This window comes from Streptomyces sp. NPDC002754 (assembly GCF_053592315.1).
The window spans coordinates 1-20,240 of record NZ_JBSFVM010000048.1 but is presented as its reverse complement, the minus strand read 5'-3'; the positions used below and the strand labels follow the sequence as shown (position 1 = coordinate 20,240).

Sequence of the window (20,240 nt, the reverse complement as noted above, 5' to 3'; positions counted from 1 at the left end):
GGGCACTAGCGTCTGCGTCCGTGACGGATCTGACGACGTACCTGAACTCGACCCAACTCGCCTATGACACCGCCGCGGGCGCCTACGCGGAGATCATTCCTCCGCTCTTCCCCCAGGACCTGTACGCGCACGCGGTGTTCGGCGTCTTCGCCGAGCGCGTCCGGCGGGCGGACGCGGGACCCGTGGCCGACCTCGGCTGCGGGCCCGGCCATGTGACGGCCCATCTGAACTCCCTCGGCCTTTCGGCGTTCGGCGTCGACCTGTCGCCGAAGACGGTCGCGGAGGCCCGCCGTGCCCACCCCGGACTGCGGTTCGAGGAGGGCACGATGACCGGGCTCGACCTGGCGGACGGCTCCCTCGGCGGCGTCGTCGCCTGGTACTCGACGGTGCACACGCCGCCGGAGCTGCTGCCGACGGTGTTCGCCGAATTCCACCGCGTCCTGGCCCCCGGCGGCTATCTGCTGCTCGGCTTCAAGGTGGGCGACCTGTTGCGGCACCTGGACCACGCCTACGGGCACGACCTCTCGCTCGACGTCTACTGGCTGGACCCGGAGCACGTCGTCGGGCTCGTGGAGCAGGCCGGGCTCCCGATGGAGTCCCAACTGATCCGCGAGCCCGACGACTATGAGCGGGCGACCCAGGGCCGGCAGGCAATCCTGATCGCCAGGAAGCCGGACGACGCTACGGCCTGAGGATCTCCAGGTCGATCGAATCGGCAAGCGCCTTCAGGCCCGGGTCGCCGGGGTGCAGATGGTCACCGCTGTCGTACGCGGGGAGCATCCGCGCCGGGCGGGCCGGGTCGCGGACGACGGCGTCGAAGTCGAGGAAGCCGTCGAAGCCCGAACCGGGGCTGCGCACAAAGGAGTTGATGGCCTCCCGCTGCTCGTTGGCGGCCGCCGTGCACAGGGCCTCGCCCTCGCACGGCGTGATGGTCGCCCCGATCACCTTGAGGCCCCGCGCGTGCGCCCGCGCCACGATCTCCCGGAGCCCCGCCTCGACCTGCGCGGCGCTCGCGCCCCAGCGCACGTCGTTCACGCCCTGGAAGACGACGACGGTCCTCGCGGAGGTCTGCGCGAACACGTCGCGGTCGAGCCGGTGCAGCGCGCTCACCCCGCCCGTGTCGGTGGAGAGCCCGTCGCCCGGGTAGCGGTCGGCGACGACCCGGTTCGCGGAGATGCCCTCGTTCAACACCCCGTAGTGCGGCACCTTCGACTGGGCGAGGAGCCGTGTGGCGAGCACGTTCGGCCAGCGGTGGTTCGCGTCCAGCGTCGATTTCACGCCGTCCGTGATGGAGTCGCCGAGCAGCACGACGGAGCCGGGACCACCGCCCACGTCGACGCCGGTGAGCAGCGGCCAGTACGAGATCGTCGAGCTGTACGCGGAGCCGTCCGCGTCCGCGGCGTGATCGCCCACCGTGCTCACGTAGCTGCGCTGGATGGCCTGGCTGTGCACGGGCGCCGCGGTGACGGGTTCCGGAAGGTGGAAGCTCACGAGAAGGTTCGCGTTCTCCGGTACGTCGAAGTCCACCGGGTCGCTGAACACCTGCCCACCGGCGGGGAGTTGGGCGCCGGGGGAGCCCCGGAACGTCAGCGGCACCGGAATGTCGAGCGCCGCGGCCCCCGCCCCCTGCACGGCCACCGACGCGCTGCCGACCCGCACCGGGGTCGCGGCGAAGGTGTTCTCCAGGCGGATGCGGACCCTGGGCCCGCCGGTGCTCGTGTGCACGACGAGCCGGATGGTGCGGTCCGCCCACGGCCCCACCGCGGTGTACCCGGCGGGCGAGGCCGACCAGCTGCCAGTCCACCCGGGCGTCGCCGCCCGCACGGACAGGCCGAAGACGTGCAGCGCCCCGCCGCTCGCCCTCGGCAGCTCGACGGAGGAGATCTGGCGGCCCTTGCGCACCGGCACGGTCACGGCGTACAGCCGTGCCTTCTCGGCGACTTGGCCGTACGGCGTGTTCCGGTGCGGCAGCGCCACCGACTTCGTGGCGAGCGGCCCGGTGCGCCAGTCGGGCGCGCTGAGCCGGTACGTCGACCGGGAGCCGTCCGCGTACCGGACGACGCCGGTCCCGGCCGCGTCCCCGCCGGTGCCCGCGACCAGGAAGGCGAGCGCGTCCCCGCGCCCGCCCACCCGCACGGACTGCCCGTTCGCCCGTACGTTGTCGGGCCCGTACCCGGCCGTCCGCGGCCAGGTGAGGCGGGCCCGGTCGATCTCCATGGTGCGGCCGGGCGTCCAGCCGGCCGCGGTGAGGTCCTGCGCGGACAGGGAGCTGCCCGCGCCGTCGAAGTCCGCTTCGCCGGGCGCCGTGTCGTGGCTGACGGCCCGGTTGTCGAAGAGCCGCTCCAGGGGGAGCGGCCCGGGTCTTGCGGGCGCGGCGTGGGCCGTGGCGACAGGGGTGAACTCCGCGCAGACGGCCAGAATGAACGCGGCTCCCCAAATGCGTCGGCGCAAGACCGACTCCCTCCGCTTGTGTGTCCGCCGTGGTGGTTGCGCCATGAAGTTAAGGACGGGGTGATGGCCCGTCAACGTGCCGCGAGGTAAACGGGGGAGAAAGGCCGGTGTCCGGTTCCTGAACTCCGCGCGGCGTCACCTCCGCGCGCCTGTGGTGCGGGCAGGTGCCAGGATGCGAATCTGGGCAATATGAAGATCCCTTTCGCGGCGAATTGGCGCAAGAAGCAGGGTCCGGCACACGGTGTCGCCGTGTTCCCGACCGGTGACGAAGGTGACGAGAGCGAGAGCGGACTCGTCGAACTCCTCTCCGAGTGCGAGCTGTTGCGTTCCCAGGCCGATGACGCGGGGGTCGAACTCGACGAGTCGGTGCGGTCGTTGGAGGCCCTCGATCAACTCGTGCCGCGCTGGCGGGAGGACGAGGACACGCTGCACTGGCTGGGCAACGACGCGGGTCTCTATCTCGGCTCGGTCATGGTGCGCCACGTACTGGGCGCCACCTGGGTGATCTGGGACAACGGGCAGCCGGTGGTGCGGCTTGCATCGGGCCGCGAGATCGACGTCGTGGAGGCCGGGCACGAGTGGGCGGCGAGCGGGGCCCCGGAGCTCTCCCAGTTCTACGCGGAGGCCGCCGAGTCGTAGACCGGCGAGGTGGCGCCGCGTAGTTGAGCGTCAAATACGGTTAATGCCCATAAGTGCGTGTCGTCTGTTAAGTCCCATGTAAGCGTGGATAGTTTGCGCGGACCGACACACCTGAAAGTGGGCAGGGACCGCCGATGGCCGTCGATCCGTTGATCGAGCTGCGAGACGTGAACAAGTACTACGGGGAGCTGCATGTCCTCCAGGACATCGACCTCACCGTCGGCAAGGGGGAGGTGGTGGTGGTCATCGGCCCCTCGGGGTCGGGCAAATCGACGCTCTGCCGGACGATCAACCGTCTGGAGACCATCGAGTCCGGCGTGATCCGGCTCGACGGCCGGCCGCTCCCCGAGGAGGGGAAGGCGCTCGCGGGACTGCGGGCCGAAGTGGGCATGGTCTTCCAGTCGTTCAACCTCTTCGCGCACAAGACGGTGCTGCAGAACGTCTCGCTGGCCCAGCTGAAGGTCAGAAAACGCAAGAAGGGCGAAGCCGACAAGCGCTCGCGCGAACTTCTCGAACGGGTCGGACTCGCCGCCCACGCCGACAAGTTCCCCGCGCAGCTCTCCGGCGGACAGCAGCAGCGCGTGGCCATCGCCCGCGCACTCGCCATGGACCCCAAGGCGCTCCTCTTCGACGAGCCGACCTCGGCACTCGACCCGGAGATGATCAACGAGGTCCTCGAGGTCATGCAGCAACTCGCGAGCGACGGCATGACGATGGTCGTCGTCACCCACGAGATGGGCTTCGCGCGCACCGCCGCCGACCGCGTCGTCTTCATGGCGGACGGAAAGATCGTGGAGGACCGCAACCCCGAGGAGTTCTTCACCCACCCGGAGAGCGAGCGCGCACGTGACTTCCTCTCCAAGATCCTGAAGCACTGACCGGGGGAGGGCACCAGCACATGATCGCCAAGTCGCTACGGCTGCTCGCCGCCCTGACGGTGACGGCCCTGGCCGCCACCGCGTGCGGCAAGGAGGGCAGCCCACCCGTCAAGGGTCCCTCGGCCGCCGAGCTCCCCCAGTACAAGATCGCCCAGGGTTTCTCGCTGCCCGACTCCCCGACGTGGAAGAAGGCGGAGAGGCGCGGCCACTTCGTCGTCGGCGCCAAGGAGGACCAGCCCTACCTCGGCGAGAAGAACCCCGCGGACGGCACGTACACCGGCTTCGACATCGAGATCGCCAAGATGGTCTCGGCCTCCCTCGGCCTCGACCCGAAGAAGATCCGCTTCAAGACCATCGCGTCGGCGAACCGCGAGACGGCCCTGCAGAACGGGCAGATCGACTACTACGTCGGCACGTACACCATCAACGACCTCCGCAAGAAGATCGTCGGCTTCGCGGGCCCGTACTACATGGCGGGACAGTCGCTGCTCGTGCGCACCGACGAGAAGGACATCAAGGGCCCCGACGACCTCGCGGGCAAGCGCGTCTGCTCGGCCGCCGGCTCCACCCCGTACCAGCGCATCAAGGCCGACTATCCGAAGGCCGAACTCGTCGCGTACGACACGTACTCGATCTGCGTCGACAACCTGCTGACCTATCAGGTCGACGCGGTCACCACCGACGACGCGATCCTGCTCGGCTACGCGGCCAAGGTGCCCGAGGAGATGAAGCTCGTCGGCAAGCCGTTCTCCGAGGAGCCGTACGGCATCGGCGTCCCGAAGAAGGACAACGCGCTGCGGTTCGCCATCAACGACGCGCTCGAGGCCGGCCAGAAGAACGGCGACTGGAAGAAGGCGTACGAGGCGACGCTCGGCCTGTCCGGGGAGCCCGCCCCGAAACCGCCCGCCATCGACCGCTACCCGGCGAACTGAGGAGGCGTCCCATGAATGTCCTGACCGACAACATCGAGCTGTACTGGAAAGGCTTCCTCGGCACCGTCGAGCTCACCGTCTTCGCGTCGATCCTGGCGCTGGTGCTCGGCTTCCTCATGGCGTCGTTCCGGGTCGCACCCGTCGGCTCCTTCCGGGCCTTCGGCACCGCGTGGGTCACCGTGCTGCGCAACACGCCGCTGACGCTGCTGTTCTTCGCGGTGCTGCTCGGCCTGCCGCGCTTCGGCCTGGTCCTGCCGTTCACCGTCTTCGCGATCCTCGCGCTCGGCTGCTACACCTCCGCGTTCATCTGCGAGGCGGTGCGCTCCGGCATCAACACGGTGCCCAGAGGGCAGGGCGAGGCGGCCCGCAGCCTCGGCATGACGTTCGGCCAGACCCTGACCCATGTGATCCTGCCGCAGGCCTTCCGGTCCGTGATCCCGCCGATCGGCTCCACGCTCATCGCGCTCGCCAAGAACTCCGCGATCGCGGGCGCCTTCAGCGTCGTCGAGCTGCTCGGCACCTACAAGACGCTCAGCGAGCTCGGCTACAACATCATCTGGACCTTCGTCTGGATCGCGATCGGATACCTGATCATCACGCTGGCCATCAGCGCCCTGTTCAACTTCCTCGAGAAGCGCTGGGGGTTCGCCCGATGAAGGCCCTGCGGCACGACGCCACCGCCCTGTACGACATTCCGGGCCCGAAGACCGAACGCCGCCACAAGATGTACGGCGCCGTCTCGACGCTCATCGTGCTCGCCCTGGTCGGATGGCTTCTGTACCTGCTCTTCGACACCGACCAGTTCACGTACACGAAGTGGATGCCCTTCGAGTACACGGGCATCCAGGAACTGCTCCTGCGCGGGCTCGGCAACACGCTCAAGGCCTTCGCCATGGCGGCCGTCCTGTCGCTCGTGCTCGGCACGCTGCTCGCCGTGGGGCGGCTCTCGGACCACAGGCCGGTGCGCTGGATCGCGACGCTGCTCGTCGAGTTCTTCCGCGCCATGCCGGTCCTGGTAATGATCTTTTTCATCTACGTGGCGCTGAAGATGGAGCCGCTGGCCGCGCTCGTCGCTGGCCTGACGCTCTACAACGGCTCCGTGCTCGCCGAGGTGTTCCGCTCCGGCATCAACTCGGTGGAGCGCGGGCAGCGCGAGGCGGCGTACGCGCTGGGCATGCGCAAGACGCAGGTCATGACGCATGTGCTCGTCCCTCAGGCGGTGCGGGCCATGCTGCCCGCCATCATCAGCCAGTTGGTGGTGGCACTGAAGGACACGTCGCTCGGCTATCTCATCACCTACGAGGAGTTCCTCCACGCCGGAAAACTGATCGCTTCCAACCTCGACTACGATTTGCCCTTCATCCCTGTGGTGATGGTGATCTCGCCGATCTACATCGGGATGTGCATGGTGTTGTCCTGGTTCGCCCAGTGGGTGGCCAAGCGCCAGCGGCGCAATCCCAAGACGGAGGCGGCCGATGTCGCCCCGGCCGAGCCAGGGACGCTGCTGCCGGGTACGCAGTAGCCGAAGCCAGGGAAAGTACGGTCCGTTCCCGCCCAGCGGCAGCCGGAGATCACTGCTCGCGCCACACCGGCGTACGAGAAGAAGGTCAGCTGCCGCGTGCCGGTCGGGACGTGCCTGCTTGCCGAGGATGAGCGGGCCCTTGTCGCATTCGTACGCGGCGGGGGCACCGCTCTCCTTGGTTTTGGGCGCCCCTATTTGGCCTTGTGCGCCGCTCGGCCGCCACCATTGGCAGGGGCCGCGGGCAGCGGGGCCTCCGCCGCCTTCGTGACATCGGCGACCACCTCGACGACGTCGGGCCCGTACGCCCCGGAGTTCACGACCTTCAGGAGCAGGACGAAGGAGCTGTTGCCGTGCTTGCGGGCGAGCCGCTCGTGGTGGCGGGCGAGATAGCGCGTGGCGGCCTGGTTGGTGATCGGCAGCTGCCCGCAGAACAGAAAGACCGGCCTCGCCTCGGGGGTGGCGGGACCGGCGGTCAGGCGGGCCAGGAGGACGTACTCGGTTCTGCTCGGCTCCAGGCGGTAGCGCTCGGAGCCGATCTGGAAGGCGCCGCGGTCCGGGCCCGGCTCGGGGTCGGTGTTGACCCGGATGCCGGGCAGCAGGCTGACCATGTGCGCGGCCATGCGTCTGTTGGAGGCCGGTCCTCCGACACAGAACTCGGTCCGCTCCCCGAAGCCCTGTTGCGCGGTGTCGTGGGCGACGACCTGGGCGTGCGCGTTGCAGTCCTTGATGAGCGCGGAGAGTTCGAGGAGGGCGAAGACGTCGTGGCGCTTCACCGTCAGCTCGGGGCCGCCCGCGTCGCGGTTCACGACGAGCAGCGACTCGGAGTTGTCGGGCAGCCCGAAGAAGGCCTGCTTCCTGCGGAGCTTGCGCTTCCACAGGTAGGTACGGGCGAGCCAGCCCAGCGAGGCGCTGATGCCCGCCGCGATCAGGCCGAGGACGATGTTGCGCACGTCTTCAGTCATGGGGGCGCACTCTAGCGGGATGTTCGACCGGGGTTCGAGGGGGAGGGGAGGGGGAGGGCGCGGGGGTCCTGACGGCACGGACCGATCAAGTTACGCTGCGCTGACGCCTGTTGACCGGAGGTACTGATGAGACGTTCAGTTGTGCGGAATCTGTCGGTCTTCGCCGCACTTGGCAGCATGGTGGCGGTCGGTGCCGCGGCTCCACCTTCGTCCGGTTCGCGTACGCCTGTGAAGGAACCGGTGGCGGTGGGCTCCGGCGGCGCCGTGGCGAGCGTCGACAAGGACGCGTCCGCGGCCGGTATCGAGGTGCTGAAGCACGGGGGCAACGCGGTGGACGCCGCCGTCGCCACCGCGGCCGCTCTCGGGGTGACCGAGCCGTACTCGTCCGGGGCCGGGGGCGGCGGCTACTTCGTCTACTACGACGCCAAGTCCCGCAAGGTGCACACCATCGACGGCCGCGAGACGGCGCCGCTGACGGCAGGATCCGACCTCTTCCTGGAGAACGGCAAACCGCTCGCCTTCAACGACGCGGTCACCAGCGGGCTGAGCGTGGGGACGCCGGGGACGCCGGCGACGTGGCAGTCGGCGTTGGACGCGTGGGGGAGTCGGGGGCTTGCCTCTGTGCTGGAGCCCGCCACGAAGCTCGCGAGTGACGGGTTCGCCGTCGACGACACGTTCCGCTCGCAGACCGCGTCGAACGAGGCCCGGTTCCGCGACTTCCCCGACACGGCGAAGCTGTTCCTGCCGGGCGGGAAGCTCCCGGAGGTCGGCTCGACGTTCAAGAACCCCGATCTGGCGCGCACGTACCGGCAGTTGGGGCGGGAGGGGGTGGGAGCGATCTACCGTGGGGGTATTGGCGCGGACGTCGTGAAGACGGTCAACAAGCCACCGGTGGACCCGGATTCGGACTACGTGGCGCGTCCGGGCAAGCTGTCGACGAAGGACCTCACGGCGTACGGCGCCAAGTTCCAGGCGCCGACCCGGACCTCGTACCGCGGCCTCGGCGTCTACTCCATGGCGCCGTCCTCGTCGGGTGGTACGAGTGTCGGCGAGGCGCTCAACATCCTTGAGAACACCGACCTCTCGAAGGCGTCCGAGGTCCAGTACCTGCACCGCTTCATCGAGGCGAGCCGGGTGGCCTTCGCCGACCGGGGGCGGTGGGTGGGCGACCCGGCGTTCGAGGACGTGCCGACGAAGGGGCTGCTCTCGCAGAAGTTCGCGGACTCCCGCGAGTGCCTCATCAAGGACGACGCGGTGCTCAAGAGCCCGCTCGCGCCGGGGGACCCGCGGCATCCCGGCAAGTGCGGCGAGGCCGGGGACAAGGCGGCGCCCACGACGTACGAGGGTGAGAACACGACGCACCTCACGGCGGCGGACAAGTGGGGCAACGTCGTCTCGTACACGCTCACCATCGAGTCGACCGGCGGCAGCGGAATCACCGTGCCGGGGCGCGGGTTCCTGCTCAACAACGAGCTGACGGACTTCTCGTTCGCGCCGGCGAGCGCCGACGTCCACGATCCGAACCTGCCGGGTCCCGGCAAGCGTCCGCGTTCATCCATCTCGCCGACGATCGTGCTCGACAAGGCGGGCAAGCCAGTGGTTGCGGTCGGGTCGCCGGGTGGGGCCACGATCATCACCACGGTGTTGCAGACGTTGACGGGGTTCCTCGACCGGGATCTGCCGCTGGTCGACGCGATTGCGGCGCCGCGGGCGAGTCAGCGCAATGCGGTGCAGACGGAGTTGGAGCCGGGGCTGTACGGCGGGGCGCTCCGCGGGAGGCTGGAGGCCATCGGCCACTCCTTCAAGGAGAACCCGGAGATCGGGGCGGCGACGGGCGTCCAGCGTCTTCCTGGCGGAAAGTGGCTCGCGGCGGCGGAGAAGGTCCGCCGGGGCGGAGGCTCGGCGATGGTCGTCTCGCCCGGTAGGTAGCCCGTCACTACGCCACGGGGCTCCGCCCCGGACCCCGCGCCTCAATCGCCGGCGGGGCTTAAAGAACAACCGCTAGCGGGGCTTGAGAGATCAGCCGCCGGCGGGGCTTGATCTGTCAAGCCCCGCCGGCGATTGAGGCGATCTTTTAAGCCCCGCCTCGTGGACGAGAGCCAGCGGGGTGCGGGGCGGAGCCCCGACGGCGCCACCCCGGTCTAGCGGGCCGTCAGGATGCGGGGGCCGGCATCCGTGATCGCCACGGAGTGTTCCGCGTGGGAGGCGCGGGAACCGTCGTTGGTGCGCAGGGTCCACCCGTCGGGCGCCTCGTGGTAGCCGTCGCCACCACCGCCGATGACCATGGGCTCGATCGCCAGCGCCATACCGTGCCGCAACCGCATACCCCGACCCGCCCGCCCCTCATTCGGCACCGGCGGATCCTCGTGCATCCGCCGCCCGATCCCATGCCCGCCGAATCCCTCCGGGATCCCGTACCCCGCCTCCCGGCACACCGCCCCGATCGCCCGCGCGATGTCCCCGATCCGGTTGCCGACGACCGCCGCCCCGATCCCCGCGGCAAGCGCCCGCTCGGCCGTCTCCACGAGTCGTACGTCCTCGGCCCGCGCCCCGCCGACCGTAAAGCTGATCGCGGAGTCCCCGGCCCAGCCGCCCAGCTCCGCCCCACAGTCGATCGACACGAGGTCCCCGTCCCGCAGCCGGTACGTGGTCGGGATGCCGTGCACGATCGCGTCGTTCACGGACGCGCAGATCACCGCGGGGAACGGCGTCGTCGCGAAACTCGGCCGGTAGCCGAGGAACGGGGACGTCGCCCCCGCCTCGCGCAGCACCTCGCGTGCCACCTCGTCGAGGTCCAGCAGGCTCACGCCCACGGCCGCGTGCTCCCGTACCGCGGTGAGCGCGTGGCCCACGACCCGCCCCGCCTCCCGCATCGCGTCGATCTGTGTGTCCGTCTTCAGTTCCACCATGCCAATAACTATACCGGTATTTAAATCCGGTACAAAAATTGGGGCCTCGGGTAGGGTGGGGGCATGGTCCGAACCCCCTTGACCCCCGAAGAGCGCGAGCGCGGCGAGCGCCTCGGCCGACTGCTGCGCGAGGCGCGGGTCGGGCGCAGCATGACGGAGGTGGCCGCGGGCGCGGGCGTCTCCGTCGAGACGCTGCGCAAGATCGAGACGGGCCGGGCGCCCACCCCCGCCTTCTTCACGGTCGCCGCGCTCGCCCGCGAGCTGGGCCTTTCCATGGACGAACTGGTGAAGCACTGCGCGCTGATCCCTGCCTGACGCGTGCCTGATCCCCGCCTGGCGCGCGTCGGTGCGCACCCCGAAAAGCGCGCGTAGCACCCCCGTAACACGCGAGGTGTTTGCTTCCGGAGCGTAAGGCTCCAAAAGGCACCAGGGTGCGACGATCGGCGGGGCGCGTGGCGGAAGTGGGACAACTCCCGGACCGGGTAAGGGACTTCGCGGCATATCTGCGGGGGCTCAACGCCCGGCTCGACCAGCGCGCCGGTTGGTGCGGCGTCTTCTGGCGGCGGGATCCCGAGGGCATGCGCGCCTGCCTCGACGGCAGTGAGGTGCCCCCGTGGGACGTGGTGGAGGCGCTGCTGAAAGACCTCGCCGCGACGCTGGGAACCGAGCACGCCGAGCGGGAGGCGGCCCGCGCCCACGCCCTGTACCGCGCGTCCGCCCGTGTCCACGACACCGGGCCGGGCGGGCGCGCGCTGCTCGCCGACCGGATGGACGTGATGGCGCGCGAGCGGCGGTACGCGGCGCGGCGCCTCCAGGAACTCGGCGCCCGCCTCGGCTCCGTCACCGACCAGGAGGAGGCGGACGCCGTCCGCATCGACCTGGCGTGGGCGCACGACGACCACGAGCGGGCGACCGCGCGGCTCGCCGAACTCGGGTCGAGGCTGGATGAGTTGGGCCCCGACCCAGCGCTCTCGGGCTCGACGCCGGCCGCGGCCCCCACTCCCGCTCCCACTCCCACTCCCGCCAAGGCGCGCAAACGCCGACCCCGGGGCAGCGCCCGCTTCGCGGGGATGGCGATGGAGGAGGCAGAGACGAGGGAGGAACCGGAGCCAGGCTCAGGCGCCGCGACCGGGTCGGCCCCCTCTCCCGCGCCCGCCACCCCCACAGGCGCCCGGTTCGCCGGTGCCGCGCCAGGACGGGACGAGGTGGCGACCCCCGCCCCGCCCTCGGTCGACGCCACCGCGTACGCCGACGTCGCGGACACGGTCGCCCTCCTGGCCCGCCACCGCGCCGGGGGCCACAGCGGCGAGGCGCACATGGTGCTCGTGGGCGCGGCGGCCGGGCCCGCGACCCATTTCCCGCTGCTCGCCGACGAGTTGACGCGGTCCGGGCTCGGCGCCGACTGGGCCACCCTGCTGTGGGAGGCCGGGGCACTGCCGCTGGACCGGCTGGTCGCCGCCGCCGACGCGCTGGTCGCGGCCGGCCGCACCGGTGACGGACAGGCGCTGCTGCGCCAGGGCACGGGCAGCCCGCCCACCGAGTTCGGCGCCGCGGTGCGCCGGCTCGACGCGGCGAGCCGGCACCGCGAGGTCCGCACCCTCCTGGACGCGTACGTCCGCGGCCGCACACCCGAAGAGGCCGCCCACAGCGCGCGCGACGCCCCCGACCGGCTCGTCCCGCTGCTGCTCGACGCGGCGCGGCAGGTCTCCGAGGAGCGCTACTGGGACCTGTGCACGCACTGCGCGTCGCGGGCCTCGCGCACTGAACCGTCACCCGCCCGGGTGTCGGTGCCGCCCCGATCCAGCGGGTTGCCGACGATGCCCTTGGCAAGCCCTTCGATGGGGCTTACGTTCGTCCCTCTACGGCCGTTCTACGTGCGTAGAGGCGTACGCGGAGACGTATCCGCGCAGAAGACGACGCAGAGACGCAGCGACGTAGAGACGTAAGGAAGAAGGAGTGCTGCCGATGACCACCCCCTCCCGAGCCTCTCTGCACGATCGCCACCGCGATGTCATGCCGGACTGGCTGGCCCTGTACTACGACGATCCGATCGAGCTCACGCACGGCGAGGGCCGGTACGTCTGGGACGCCGAGGGCAGGAAGTACCTGGACTTCTTCGGCGGCATCCTCACGACGATGACGGCGCACGCCCTGCCCGAGGTCACGAAGGCGGTGAGCGAACAGGCCTCCCGGATCGTCCACTCGTCGACGCTCTACCTCAACCGGCCGATGGTCGAACTCGCCGAGCGTGTCGCCCAGTTGTCGGGCATCCCGGACGCCCGCGTCTTCTTCGCCACGTCGGGCACCGAGGCCAACGACACGGCGCTGTTGCTCGCCACCGCGTACCGCAGGTCCAACCAGATCCTGGCGATGCGCAACAGCTACCACGGCCGTTCGTTCTCCGCCGTCGGCATCACCGGCAACCAGGGCTGGTCGCCGACGAGCCTGTCCCCGCTGCAAACGCTGTACGTGCACGGGGGCGTGCGCGGCCGCGGCCCCTACGCCCACCTGTCCGACGCCGAGTTCACCGACGCCTGCGTCGCGGACCTGCGGGACATGCTCGGCCAGACCCGCGGCAACGTGGCGGCGCTCATCGCCGAACCCATCCAGGGCGTCGGCGGCTTCACTTCCCCGCCGGACGGCCTGTACGCCGCCTTCCGCGACGTCCTGCGCGAGCACGGCATCCTGTGGATCTCGGACGAGGTGCAGACCGGCTGGGGCCGCACGGGCGAGCACTTCTGGGGCTGGCAGGCGCATGCGCAATCCGGGCCGCCGGACATCCTCACCTTCGCCAAGGGCATCGGCAACGGCATGTCGATCGGCGGCGTCGTCGCCCGCGGGGACGTCATGAACTGCCTTGACGCCAACTCCATTTCGACGTTCGGCGGCTCCCCGATCACCATGGCGGCGGGCCTCGCCAACCTCTCCTACCTCCTGGAACACGACCTCCAGGGCAACGCCCGGCGGGTCGGCGGACTCCTCATCGAGCGCCTGCGCGCGATCGCCGCGAGCGCGCCCGGCGTGCGGGAGGTGCGGGGGCGTGGCCTGATGATCGGCGTCGAACTGGAGGCCCCCGGCCCCGGCCCCGACGCGGCGCAGGTCATCGAATCCTGCCGCGAGCAGGGCCTGTTGATCGGCAAGGGCGGCGGCCACGATTCCAGCGTCCTGCGGATCGCTCCGCCGATGACGTTGAACGTGGCGGAGGCGGAGGAGGGAGCGCGAATTTTGGAGCGGGCGCTCAATTCAAGCCCCGCCGGCGTTTGAGGCGTGGGGTTCGGGGAGGTCTCCGAGGCCGCTCCCACATCAAGCCCCGCCGGCGATTGAGGCGCGGGGTCCGGGGCAGAGCCCCGTGACCGCTCGCCGGGTAGCCGCTCCACACGAGGAGACCCCGCACATGTCCACGCACACCCTCTCCGTCCGCCAAATACTCGACCTGGACCGCATCGCCGCCGGCCAACCGGAGGTGGTCGCCGCGGCCGGCCACCTCGACCGCCCCGTCCGCTGGGTACACGTGGCCGAGGCCGCGGACGTAGGCGTGATGCTGAGCGGCGGCGAGATGATCCTCACCACCGGCGTCCTGCTCGCGGACGACGAGCGGCTACAGGCCGAGTACATCAACTCCCTGCACCGCGCGGAGGCATCCGCCCTCGTGCTCGGCCTCGGCCGCGCCTTCCCCTCCTCCCCGGAGGGAATGCGCCGCGCCGCAGAACGGCACGGACTGCCGATGGTGGTGCTGCACCGCCCGTTCCCCTTCGCCGAGTTGACGGAGGAGGTGCAATCCCGGCTCGTACGAAGGAAGTTCGCCGCCGTCAGCCTCTCCGAAGGAATCCGTACCGCGCTCACCGGCCTCATCACGGCGGGCGCCCCGCTCCAGGGCCTGCTCGACGAGATCGCCGCGCACAGCGGCTGCCCGGTCGTCCTCACCAACCTCGCCCACCGCGTCCTCGCCACCGCCGGCGAACACCCCTCCGTCGACGACGTGTTGCGCGACTGGGACCGCATCGCCCGGCAGCCCGGCGGAGTCGACGGCGAGGGCTGGATCCGCGCGGACCTCGGCGGCCGCGGCGAACGCTGGGGCTCCGTCGTACTGTGCGGGCACCGCGGCGACGGAGCGTCCGGGCGGCTGCTCGCGGACCGTGCGGCGGAGGCCCTGGTGCTGCACCACCTCCTGTCGGGCTCCGGGCCGAGCTGGGAGGAACAGTCGGCCCGCTGTCTGCTCGCCGACCTGCTCGCGGGCGGCGCACCGGCCCGCGGCCTGCTGCCCCGCGCCCGCGCGGCGGGTCTCCCGGTGAACCGCCGCACCTTCCTCCCCCTCGTCGTACGCGACACATCACCGACCCAACTCGACCGCCTACTACGCCTATTGGGCCTTTCGGGGCTCGTGGCGGAACTCACCGAAGGCACCACCACGACCGCCGTCCTCCTCAGCCTCGCCCGCGACCAGGCACCGGAGGCCCTCGCCGCGCACTTCGCCGACCGGCTGCGCGCGGAGACCGGCGACGCGCGCGCCGTCGTCGCGGCGGGGCCCGCCAGTACCGACTGGGAGGACGTGTCGGAGGCGCTGCGCGAGGCGCTGCACGTCGCCGACGCCGTCACCGGCGCGCCGCCAGGACTCCCGCCCGTGGTCCGCATCGGCGACGTACGACTGCGCGGCCTCGTACGGCAGTTGCGCGACGACCCCCGCGTACAGGCTTTTTCGGAACGGGAGTTGGACGCCGTCCTGAACTCCGAGGACGCCGCGGAGCTCCTCCCGGTCCTGCGCGGCTACCTCGCCACCGGCCGCAACAAGTCCCGCACCGCTCACCTCACCCACATGAGCCGACCCGCCCTCTACCGCCGCCTGCAGACCATAGAGACACTGCTCGGCGTCGACCTCGACGACTTCGAGCAGGCCGCGTCCGTCCATCTGGCCCTGCTCGCGCACGACGCGCAGTCGGGCCCGTGACACCGTGCAACGCCCGCGGCGCCATGCGTGACACGCTGCGACTCGGCCGCACCGACCCGCACTCCCTATCGTCGACACCACACCGCGCAACCCCCTCTCAGGGAGGTCCCGATGAGCCCCGTGATCCGCGCCGCCATCTTCCAGACCGCATGGACCGGCGACAAAGAGTCCATGATCAAGGTGCATGAGCAGGCGGTCCGTGACGCCGCCGCGCAGGGCGCCCAAGTCCTCTGCTTCCAGGAGCTGTTCTACGGCCCGTACTTCTGCCAGGTGCAGGACGCGAAGTTCTACGAGTACGCGGAGGCCGTCCCGGAAGGACCGGTCGTCCAGCGCTTCCAGGCCCTCGCCCGCGAACACGGCATCGTCCTCGTCCTCCCCGTCTACGAGGAGGAGCAGCCGGGCGTCCTCTACAACACGGCCGCCGTGATCGACGCAGACGGCAGCTATCTCGGCAAGTACCGCAAGACGCACATCCCGCAGGTCAAGGGCTTCTGGGAGAAGTTCTACTTCCGCGGCGGCAACAGCGGCTGGCCGGTCTTCGACACCGCCGTCGGCAAGATCGGCGTCTACATCTGCTACGACCGGCACTTCCCGGAGGGCTGGCGCGCGCTCGGCCTCGAAGGCGCCCAGATCGTCTTCAACCCGTCGGCGACCAGCCGCGGCCTGTCCGGCTACCTCTGGCAGCTGGAGCAGCCGGCGGCGGCCGTCGCCAACGAGTACTTCGTCGGCGCCATCAACCGGGTCGGCGTCGAGGAGTACGGCGACAACGACTTCTACGGCACGTCGTACTTCGTCGACCCCGAGGGCCGGTTCGTGGGCGAGGTCGCCGACGACAAGGCGCCCGAACTCGTCGTCCGCGACCTCGACATGGCGAAGCTCCGCGAGGTCCGCGACCGCTGGCAGTTCTACCGCGACCGCGCCCCGCAGGCGTACGAGCCCCTGACCCGCCCCTGACCACCCGCACACCTGGAGGAGCACATGAGCGCCGTCCGTACGGTCATCCGCGGCGGACTCGTCGTCACCGCCGCCGACGAGATGCACGCCGACGTCCTCATCGAGGACGGCCGCGTCATGGCCCTCGCGGCCACCGGAAGCGACACCGCCGCGTCCTGGACGGACGCGCGCACCATCGACGCCTCGCAGAAGTACGTCATCCCCGGCGGCGTCGACGGACACACCCACATGGAGATGCCCTTCGGCGGCACCTACGCCGCCGACACCTTCGAGACCGGCACGCGGGCCGCGGCCTGGGGCGGCACCACGACGATCGTCGACTTCGCCATCCAGTCGAAGGGCGGCTCGCTGCGCGAGGGCCTCGACGCCTGGCATGCCAAGGCGGACGGCCAGTGCGCGATCGACTACGGCTTCCACATGATCGTCTCCGACGTGCACGAGGACACGCTGAAGGAGATGGATCTGCTGGTGGGGGAGGGGGTGACCTCGTTCAAACAGTTCATGGCCTACCCGGGTGTCTTCTACTCCGACGACGGGCAGATTCTGCGGGCCATGCAGCGGGCCGGGGAGAACGGCGGCCTGATCATGATGCACGCGGAGAACGGCATCGCGATCGACGTCCTGGTCGAGCAGGCGCTGGCCCGCGGCGAGACCGACCCGCGCTACCACGGTGAGGTCCGCAAGTCCCTCCTGGAAGCGGAGGCGACGCACCGTGCGATCAAGTTGGCGCAGGTGGCGGGCGCGCCGCTGTACGTGGTGCACGTGTCGGCGCAGGAGGCGCTCGCGGAGCTGGCGCGGGCCCGCGACGAGGGGCTCCCGGTCTTCGGCGAGACCTGCCCGCAGTACCTGTTCCTGTCGACGGACAACCTGGCGGAGTCGGAGTTCGAGGGCGCGAAGTACGTGTGCAGCACGCCGCTGCGGCCGAAGGAGCACCAGACGGCGCTCTGGCGGGGCCTGCGGACGAACGACCTCCAGGTTGTCTCCACCGACCACTGCCCCTTCTGTTTCAGCGGGCAGAAGGAGTTGGGCCGCGGCGACTTCTCGAAGATCCCGAACGGCATGCCGGGCGTCGAGAACCGCATGGACCTCCTCCACCAGGCCGTGGTCGACGGGCACATCTCGCGCCGCCGCTGGATCGACATCGCCTGCGCCTCCCCGGCCCGGATGTTCGGCCTGTACCCGAAGAAGGGCACGATCGCGCCGGGCGCCGACGCGGACGTGGTGATCTACGACCCGTCGGCCGAGCAGACCATTTCCGCCGAGACGCATCACATGAACGTCGACTACTCGGCGTACGAGGGCAAGCGGCTCACGGGGCGGGTGGAGACGGTGCTGTCGCGAGGCGAACTGGTCGTGACCGAGCGGGAGTTCACGGGGCGTGCGGGACACGGGACGTACATGCCGCGGGGGACATGCCAGTACCTGACCTGACGGGAGCGGTGGCACGGCGGTGTCACGTGAGGCGGACGCCGTGCTTTGCCAGATAGGTGACAGGGTTCACGTCCGAGCCGTATCCGCGGCGTGCGCGGATCTCGAGGTGAAGGTGTGGACCGGTGGCGCGTCCTGTGCTGCCACTGTCCGCGATGCGCATGCCAGGGGTGACCCGGGCTCCCTTGCGGGTTCGGATCTTGCTGAGGTGTCCATAGACGGCGTAGCGACCGTCCGACATCCGGATGGTCACCGCCTTGCCGTAGTCGCCCGACCGCTTGGCCAGCACGACGGTGCCTGCGCGGACGGCGAAGACCGGCGTTCCCTGAGGAACCGCGAGGTCGATTCCCGTGTGGTGACCCGCCTGCCAGTTGCCACGCACCCCGTAGCGGGCGGAGACGCGGTAGCGCCGCCGCAGCGGCATGGCAGCGGTCCGGGGTGGCCCCATGAGCCGGTGGTCGGAGCCGGCGGACTGCGCTCCTGTTCCGGCGGCCCCGAGGCCGGCCGGAACAGGTGAGTGGGCGGTGGCGTCGGGCGCCAGACACGTAGTGAGCGCACCGCCGATCAGAGCCGTGGACAGGCCGAGGACTCGCCGCCGTGTGGTGTCCGCTGCCGGTGTGCTGTGGTCGTGAGAAGCCATGACCGACAGATCACCCTCGTTGGGGACCGCCCGCATCTCCGCGGGAACCATATAGGTGAGCGGGTGCCACTGAACGGGCGTGTTCACCTCATCCTGTGTGGCGGTACGCGTGTCGGTAGTCGGATGTGAAGCAGGGGAAGGGTGTCGTAGGCCGCGTGCGGGTTCGGCTGCCGGCTCCAGGGGCCGGACCTCGCCCCGAAGGTCTCGGAGTGTCTAGGTACTCCCCGAATCGGGTGCGGCGTGGTGCTCGTCCAGTTCGGCGAGCAGCGCTGGGTTCACGATGCGCACGATCGTTTCGATGTCGGCTCGGGCGGCTGCCGGCCACAGGGTGGCGCGGGCGGCCCGGTACTTCGCGTGGAGACGTTCGCGCGGGGCTGTGGGCAGTTGGGTGGCGCGGTCCGGGTGGGAGTTGTGGGCGTTGTCGGCGATCTTGACGAGTGTGGCGTCCGGGTCGCCGGTGATGCGGTGGATCTTTTCCTCGTACGGCGTGCCGGGAGCGTTGGTCACCGCCTGGACGATCTCGACGACCCGGCTCGGGACTCCGGCCTCGCGCAACCCTTCCGCGGTCCAGTCGGTGTCCTCCAGGACGTCGTGCAGGAGGCCTGCCATGACGAGAATGTCGCTGAACGGTTCGAGTCCTGCGGCCACCGCGCGGACGTGCTCGATGTAGGGCACGCCGATCTTGTCGACATGTCCTGCGTGCGCGGTGTCGGCCAGGACAGCGATCTCTTCGACGGACTTCATGCGGACCTGCTTGCTCGGCGGCGGCACCGTGGCCTCAACCTGCTTTGTGCGTGCGGTCGTTGAGGTGTGCGGTGAGGTGTCGGAGTGTGGTCCAGGCGGTCGGGTCGGTGCCGTCGCCGAGTGGGTAGTGCAGGGCCGGGGAGGTGGCTGGGCCGAGTTGTACCGGCTTCAGGGCGAGCGGGGGCCTGCGGGCGTGGGCCAGGCCGATCCGCCTGGGGCAACTGCGCCGCGCCCGGCGCGTAACGGGGTGCTTCGCCGAGTTCGGCATGCCAGAGGACGAGGTCCCAATCGGGGTGCGTCGAGAAGGCTGCCGTCACGGGTCGGCCGTGCTCGCAGAGGTCGTTCGCCAGGCAGGCCATTTCATCGCCCGTGATCCCGGGGTCCACGAGTAGCACACCCTCCGTGCCCCGCACGACAACGGTGTTGTTCTGGAGCAGCTGGCTCTGGTGGACCAGCACTCCTTCCGCGGCCTGCTTCAACATGGAGATCCTCCCGTTTGTGGAGCTCACTCTGCGTGGTGTCGCTTCGATTGGGGCGGCCGCGACCGATGCTGAGTCAGGCCGGCTCTGGCCGCAGTGGGCCAGGCCGCCTGAACCGATTCGGTGGAAGCGGGTCAGTGCCGTACAGTTCAGCGTACCGACGCGGGGTGGAGCAGCTCGGTAGCTCGCTGGGCTCATAACCCAGAGGTCGCAGGTTCAAATCCTGTCCCCGCTACTCGAACGTGAAGGCCCGGTGGATACCGGGCCTTCACTGCGTTTTGCCCCGCTCGAGTCCGGCCCCGTGTCGGGCGCCGGTGCCACCGTCGCTGCCGATAGCCTGGCCGACTTCTACACCACCGTCCTCAACGCCCTCTCCCTGCAGGCCCGCGACGGCGCCGACAGCGTTGCCCTCGGTAACGTCGTCGACGTCGCCATGACCGCGTGGGACGCCGCGACCCGCATCTGACGGGCGTCAACACGCCGGTCGGGCATCGGGTTCCGGCGGGCGAGTGACAGGTGCTCACGGACGGTCCGCGGGCGGTATCCGGCAGAGGCGGCGGGGACCTGGTCAGGGGCTGGGCCGTTTGGCCCGTAGGCTTTGCCGGGTCTATGGCGTCAAATTGCGGGCGCCGAACACTGGAGGCAAACACTTCATGCTCATTGCTCAGCGTCCCTCGTTGACCGAAGAGGTCGTCGACGAATTCCGCTCCCGGTTCGTGATCGAGCCGCTGGAGCCGGGCTTCGGCTACACCCTCGG

20 protein-coding genes, 1 tRNA gene and 2 pseudogenes are annotated in these 20,240 nt (G+C 70.2%); 16 read left to right on the top strand and 7 right to left on the bottom strand.

Features of this window, described 5'->3' with window-relative positions:
• The first annotated feature begins 20 nt into the window (after positions 1–20).
• On the top strand, positions 21–692 hold the full coding sequence (locus ACWD2L_RS39020) for a class I SAM-dependent methyltransferase (RefSeq protein WP_351343372.1): 672 nt from the start codon (positions 21–23) through the stop codon (positions 690–692).
• On the opposite strand, the gene ACWD2L_RS39015 is transcribed toward ACWD2L_RS39020, so the two are convergent.
• Positions 682–2,496, bottom strand: coding sequence for an SGNH/GDSL hydrolase family protein (locus ACWD2L_RS39015; protein WP_351343370.1), 1,815 nt, complete (start codon positions 2,494–2,496; stop codon positions 682–684). The genes ACWD2L_RS39020 and ACWD2L_RS39015 overlap by 11 nt on opposite strands.
• Positions 2,497–2,640: 144 nt before the next feature.
• Here ACWD2L_RS39015 and ACWD2L_RS39010 point away from each other — a divergent pair, with 144 nt between their 5' ends.
• The 5 genes from ACWD2L_RS39010 (at position 2,641) to ACWD2L_RS38990 (ending at position 6,422) form a co-directional block, all read left to right on the top strand.
• Positions 2,641–3,090 carry a DUF6278 family protein gene (locus ACWD2L_RS39010; protein ID WP_351343369.1) on the top strand — a complete coding sequence of 150 codons (450 nt, stop codon included), beginning with the start codon at positions 2,641–2,643 and terminating at the stop codon, positions 3,088–3,090.
• Positions 3,091–3,224: 134 nt separating this feature from the next.
• The gene (locus ACWD2L_RS39005) at positions 3,225–3,968 is read left to right on the top strand and encodes an amino acid ABC transporter ATP-binding protein (RefSeq protein WP_351343368.1); all 744 of its coding nucleotides are present in this window, start codon (positions 3,225–3,227) and stop codon (positions 3,966–3,968) included.
• 20 nt (positions 3,969–3,988) lie between these two features.
• Positions 3,989–4,900, top strand: coding sequence for a glutamate ABC transporter substrate-binding protein (locus ACWD2L_RS39000; RefSeq protein ID WP_351343367.1), 912 nt, complete (start codon positions 3,989–3,991; stop codon positions 4,898–4,900).
• A gap of 11 nt (positions 4,901–4,911) precedes the next feature.
• Positions 4,912–5,556 carry an amino acid ABC transporter permease gene (locus ACWD2L_RS38995; protein ID WP_351343365.1) on the top strand — a complete coding sequence of 215 codons (645 nt, stop codon included), beginning with the start codon at positions 4,912–4,914 and terminating at the stop codon, positions 5,554–5,556.
• Entirely contained in the window at positions 5,553–6,422 is an 870-nt protein-coding gene (locus tag ACWD2L_RS38990; protein ID WP_351343363.1) for an amino acid ABC transporter permease, read from the top strand. Before ACWD2L_RS38995 ends, ACWD2L_RS38990 begins: the two co-directional genes overlap by 4 nt.
• A 191-nt stretch (positions 6,423–6,613) precedes the next feature.
• Here the strand turns inward: ACWD2L_RS38990 and ACWD2L_RS38985 are convergent, their stop codons facing one another.
• Positions 6,614–7,384 carry a hypothetical protein gene (locus ACWD2L_RS38985; protein ID WP_351343361.1) on the bottom strand — a complete coding sequence of 257 codons (771 nt, stop codon included), beginning with the start codon at positions 7,382–7,384 and terminating at the stop codon, positions 6,614–6,616.
• 126 nt (positions 7,385–7,510) lie between these two features.
• On the opposite strand from ACWD2L_RS38985, the gene ggt reads away from it, so the two are divergent.
• On the top strand, positions 7,511–9,313 hold the full coding sequence (ggt, locus tag ACWD2L_RS38980) for a gamma-glutamyltransferase (RefSeq protein WP_351343359.1): 1,803 nt from the start codon (positions 7,511–7,513) through the stop codon (positions 9,311–9,313).
• Between the two features lie 212 nt (positions 9,314–9,525).
• On the opposite strand, the gene map is transcribed toward ggt, so the two are convergent.
• A complete protein-coding gene (map, locus tag ACWD2L_RS38975; RefSeq protein ID WP_351345035.1) occupies positions 9,526–10,293 on the bottom strand; it encodes a type I methionyl aminopeptidase in 768 nt (255 codons plus the stop codon).
• A gap of 63 nt (positions 10,294–10,356) precedes the next feature.
• Here map and ACWD2L_RS38970 point away from each other — a divergent pair, with 63 nt between their 5' ends.
• The 6 genes from ACWD2L_RS38970 to hydA all read left to right on the top strand — a co-directional run bounded on the left by ACWD2L_RS38970 (position 10,357) and on the right by hydA (position 17,623).
• Positions 10,357–10,608 (top strand): helix-turn-helix domain-containing protein, encoded by a 252-nt coding sequence (locus ACWD2L_RS38970; RefSeq protein ID WP_351345032.1) that lies wholly within the window; start codon positions 10,357–10,359, stop codon positions 10,606–10,608.
• A 137-nt stretch (positions 10,609–10,745) separates the two neighbouring features.
• Entirely contained in the window at positions 10,746–12,239 is a 1,494-nt protein-coding gene (locus ACWD2L_RS38965) for a hypothetical protein (RefSeq protein WP_351345029.1), read from the top strand.
• Between the two features lie 19 nt (positions 12,240–12,258).
• Entirely contained in the window at positions 12,259–13,557 is a 1,299-nt protein-coding gene (locus tag ACWD2L_RS38960; RefSeq protein ID WP_351345026.1) for an aspartate aminotransferase family protein, read from the top strand.
• A gap of 130 nt (positions 13,558–13,687) precedes the next feature.
• A complete protein-coding gene (locus ACWD2L_RS38955) occupies positions 13,688–15,238 on the top strand; it encodes a PucR family transcriptional regulator (protein WP_351345023.1) in 1,551 nt (516 codons plus the stop codon).
• 111 nt (positions 15,239–15,349) lie between these two features.
• A complete protein-coding gene (locus ACWD2L_RS38950) occupies positions 15,350–16,192 on the top strand; it encodes a nitrilase-related carbon-nitrogen hydrolase (RefSeq protein ID WP_351345020.1) in 843 nt (280 codons plus the stop codon).
• 24 nt (positions 16,193–16,216) lie between these two features.
• A complete protein-coding gene (hydA, locus tag ACWD2L_RS38945) occupies positions 16,217–17,623 on the top strand; it encodes a dihydropyrimidinase (RefSeq protein WP_351345018.1) in 1,407 nt (468 codons plus the stop codon).
• A gap of 22 nt (positions 17,624–17,645) precedes the next feature.
• Here the strand turns inward: hydA and ACWD2L_RS38940 are convergent, their stop codons facing one another.
• From ACWD2L_RS38940 to ACWD2L_RS38925, 4 genes and pseudogenes are all read right to left on the bottom strand, one after another.
• Complete coding sequence (locus ACWD2L_RS38940; protein WP_351345015.1) at positions 17,646–18,260, bottom strand: M23 family metallopeptidase; 615 nt, start codon at positions 18,258–18,260, stop codon at positions 17,646–17,648.
• Between the two features lie 213 nt (positions 18,261–18,473).
• Entirely contained in the window at positions 18,474–19,004 is a 531-nt protein-coding gene (locus ACWD2L_RS38935; RefSeq protein WP_351345012.1) for an HD domain-containing protein, read from the bottom strand.
• Between the two features lie 34 nt (positions 19,005–19,038).
• Positions 19,039–19,272, bottom strand: coding sequence for a DUF6177 family protein (locus ACWD2L_RS38930; protein WP_451193564.1), 234 nt, complete (start codon positions 19,270–19,272; stop codon positions 19,039–19,041).
• Positions 19,238–19,486: pseudogene (locus tag ACWD2L_RS38925) on the bottom strand (MBL fold metallo-hydrolase); the annotation flags it as partial. The pseudogene ACWD2L_RS38925 and the gene ACWD2L_RS38930, both read right to left, overlap by 35 nt.
• Before the next feature lie 158 nt (positions 19,487–19,644).
• Here ACWD2L_RS38925 and ACWD2L_RS38920 point away from each other — a divergent pair.
• The 3 genes and pseudogenes from ACWD2L_RS38920 to ACWD2L_RS38910 all read left to right on the top strand — a co-directional run.
• Positions 19,645–19,718: transfer RNA gene (locus ACWD2L_RS38920), tRNA-Met, on the top strand.
• Positions 19,719–19,784: 66 nt separating this feature from the next.
• A complete protein-coding gene (locus ACWD2L_RS38915; RefSeq protein WP_351345009.1) occupies positions 19,785–19,949 on the top strand; it encodes a hypothetical protein in 165 nt (54 codons plus the stop codon).
• A gap of 187 nt (positions 19,950–20,136) precedes the next feature.
• Positions 20,137–20,240 (top strand): annotated as a pseudogene (locus ACWD2L_RS38910) (DNA-directed RNA polymerase subunit alpha); the annotation flags it as partial.

Bases quoted from the DNA above. Each gene is read 5' to 3' on its own strand.
- ACWD2L_RS38995 (WP_351343365.1), top strand. From the start codon at position 4,912: ATGAATGTCCTGACCGACAACATCGAGCTGTACTGGAAAGGCTTCCTC.
- ACWD2L_RS39005 (WP_351343368.1), top strand. From the start codon at position 3,225: ATGGCCGTCGATCCGTTGATCGAGCTGCGAGACGTGAACAAGTACTAC.
- ACWD2L_RS38935 (WP_351345012.1), bottom strand. From the start codon at position 19,004: ATGAAGTCCGTCGAAGAGATCGCTGTCCTGGCCGACACCGCGCACGCA.
- ACWD2L_RS38990 (WP_351343363.1), top strand. From the start codon at position 5,553: ATGAAGGCCCTGCGGCACGACGCCACCGCCCTGTACGACATTCCGGGC.
- ACWD2L_RS39000 (WP_351343367.1), top strand. From the start codon at position 3,989: ATGATCGCCAAGTCGCTACGGCTGCTCGCCGCCCTGACGGTGACGGCC.
- map (WP_351345035.1), bottom strand. From the start codon at position 10,293: ATGGTGGAACTGAAGACGGACACACAGATCGACGCGATGCGGGAGGCG.
- ACWD2L_RS38955 (WP_351345023.1), top strand. From the start codon at position 13,688: ATGTCCACGCACACCCTCTCCGTCCGCCAAATACTCGACCTGGACCGC.
- ACWD2L_RS38930 (WP_451193564.1), bottom strand. From the start codon at position 19,272: ATGCCGAACTCGGCGAAGCACCCCGTTACGCGCCGGGCGCGGCGCAGT.
- ACWD2L_RS38950 (WP_351345020.1), top strand. From the start codon at position 15,350: ATGAGCCCCGTGATCCGCGCCGCCATCTTCCAGACCGCATGGACCGGC.
- ACWD2L_RS39010 (WP_351343369.1), top strand. From the start codon at position 2,641: ATGAAGATCCCTTTCGCGGCGAATTGGCGCAAGAAGCAGGGTCCGGCA.
- ACWD2L_RS39015 (WP_351343370.1), bottom strand. From the start codon at position 2,496: ATGGCGCAACCACCACGGCGGACACACAAGCGGAGGGAGTCGGTCTTG.
- ACWD2L_RS38970 (WP_351345032.1), top strand. From the start codon at position 10,357: ATGGTCCGAACCCCCTTGACCCCCGAAGAGCGCGAGCGCGGCGAGCGC.
- hydA (WP_351345018.1), top strand. From the start codon at position 16,217: ATGAGCGCCGTCCGTACGGTCATCCGCGGCGGACTCGTCGTCACCGCC.
- ACWD2L_RS38940 (WP_351345015.1), bottom strand. From the start codon at position 18,260: ATGGCTTCTCACGACCACAGCACACCGGCAGCGGACACCACACGGCGG.
- ggt (WP_351343359.1), top strand. From the start codon at position 7,511: ATGAGACGTTCAGTTGTGCGGAATCTGTCGGTCTTCGCCGCACTTGGC.
- ACWD2L_RS38960 (WP_351345026.1), top strand. From the start codon at position 12,259: ATGACCACCCCCTCCCGAGCCTCTCTGCACGATCGCCACCGCGATGTC.
- ACWD2L_RS38985 (WP_351343361.1), bottom strand. From the start codon at position 7,384: ATGACTGAAGACGTGCGCAACATCGTCCTCGGCCTGATCGCGGCGGGC.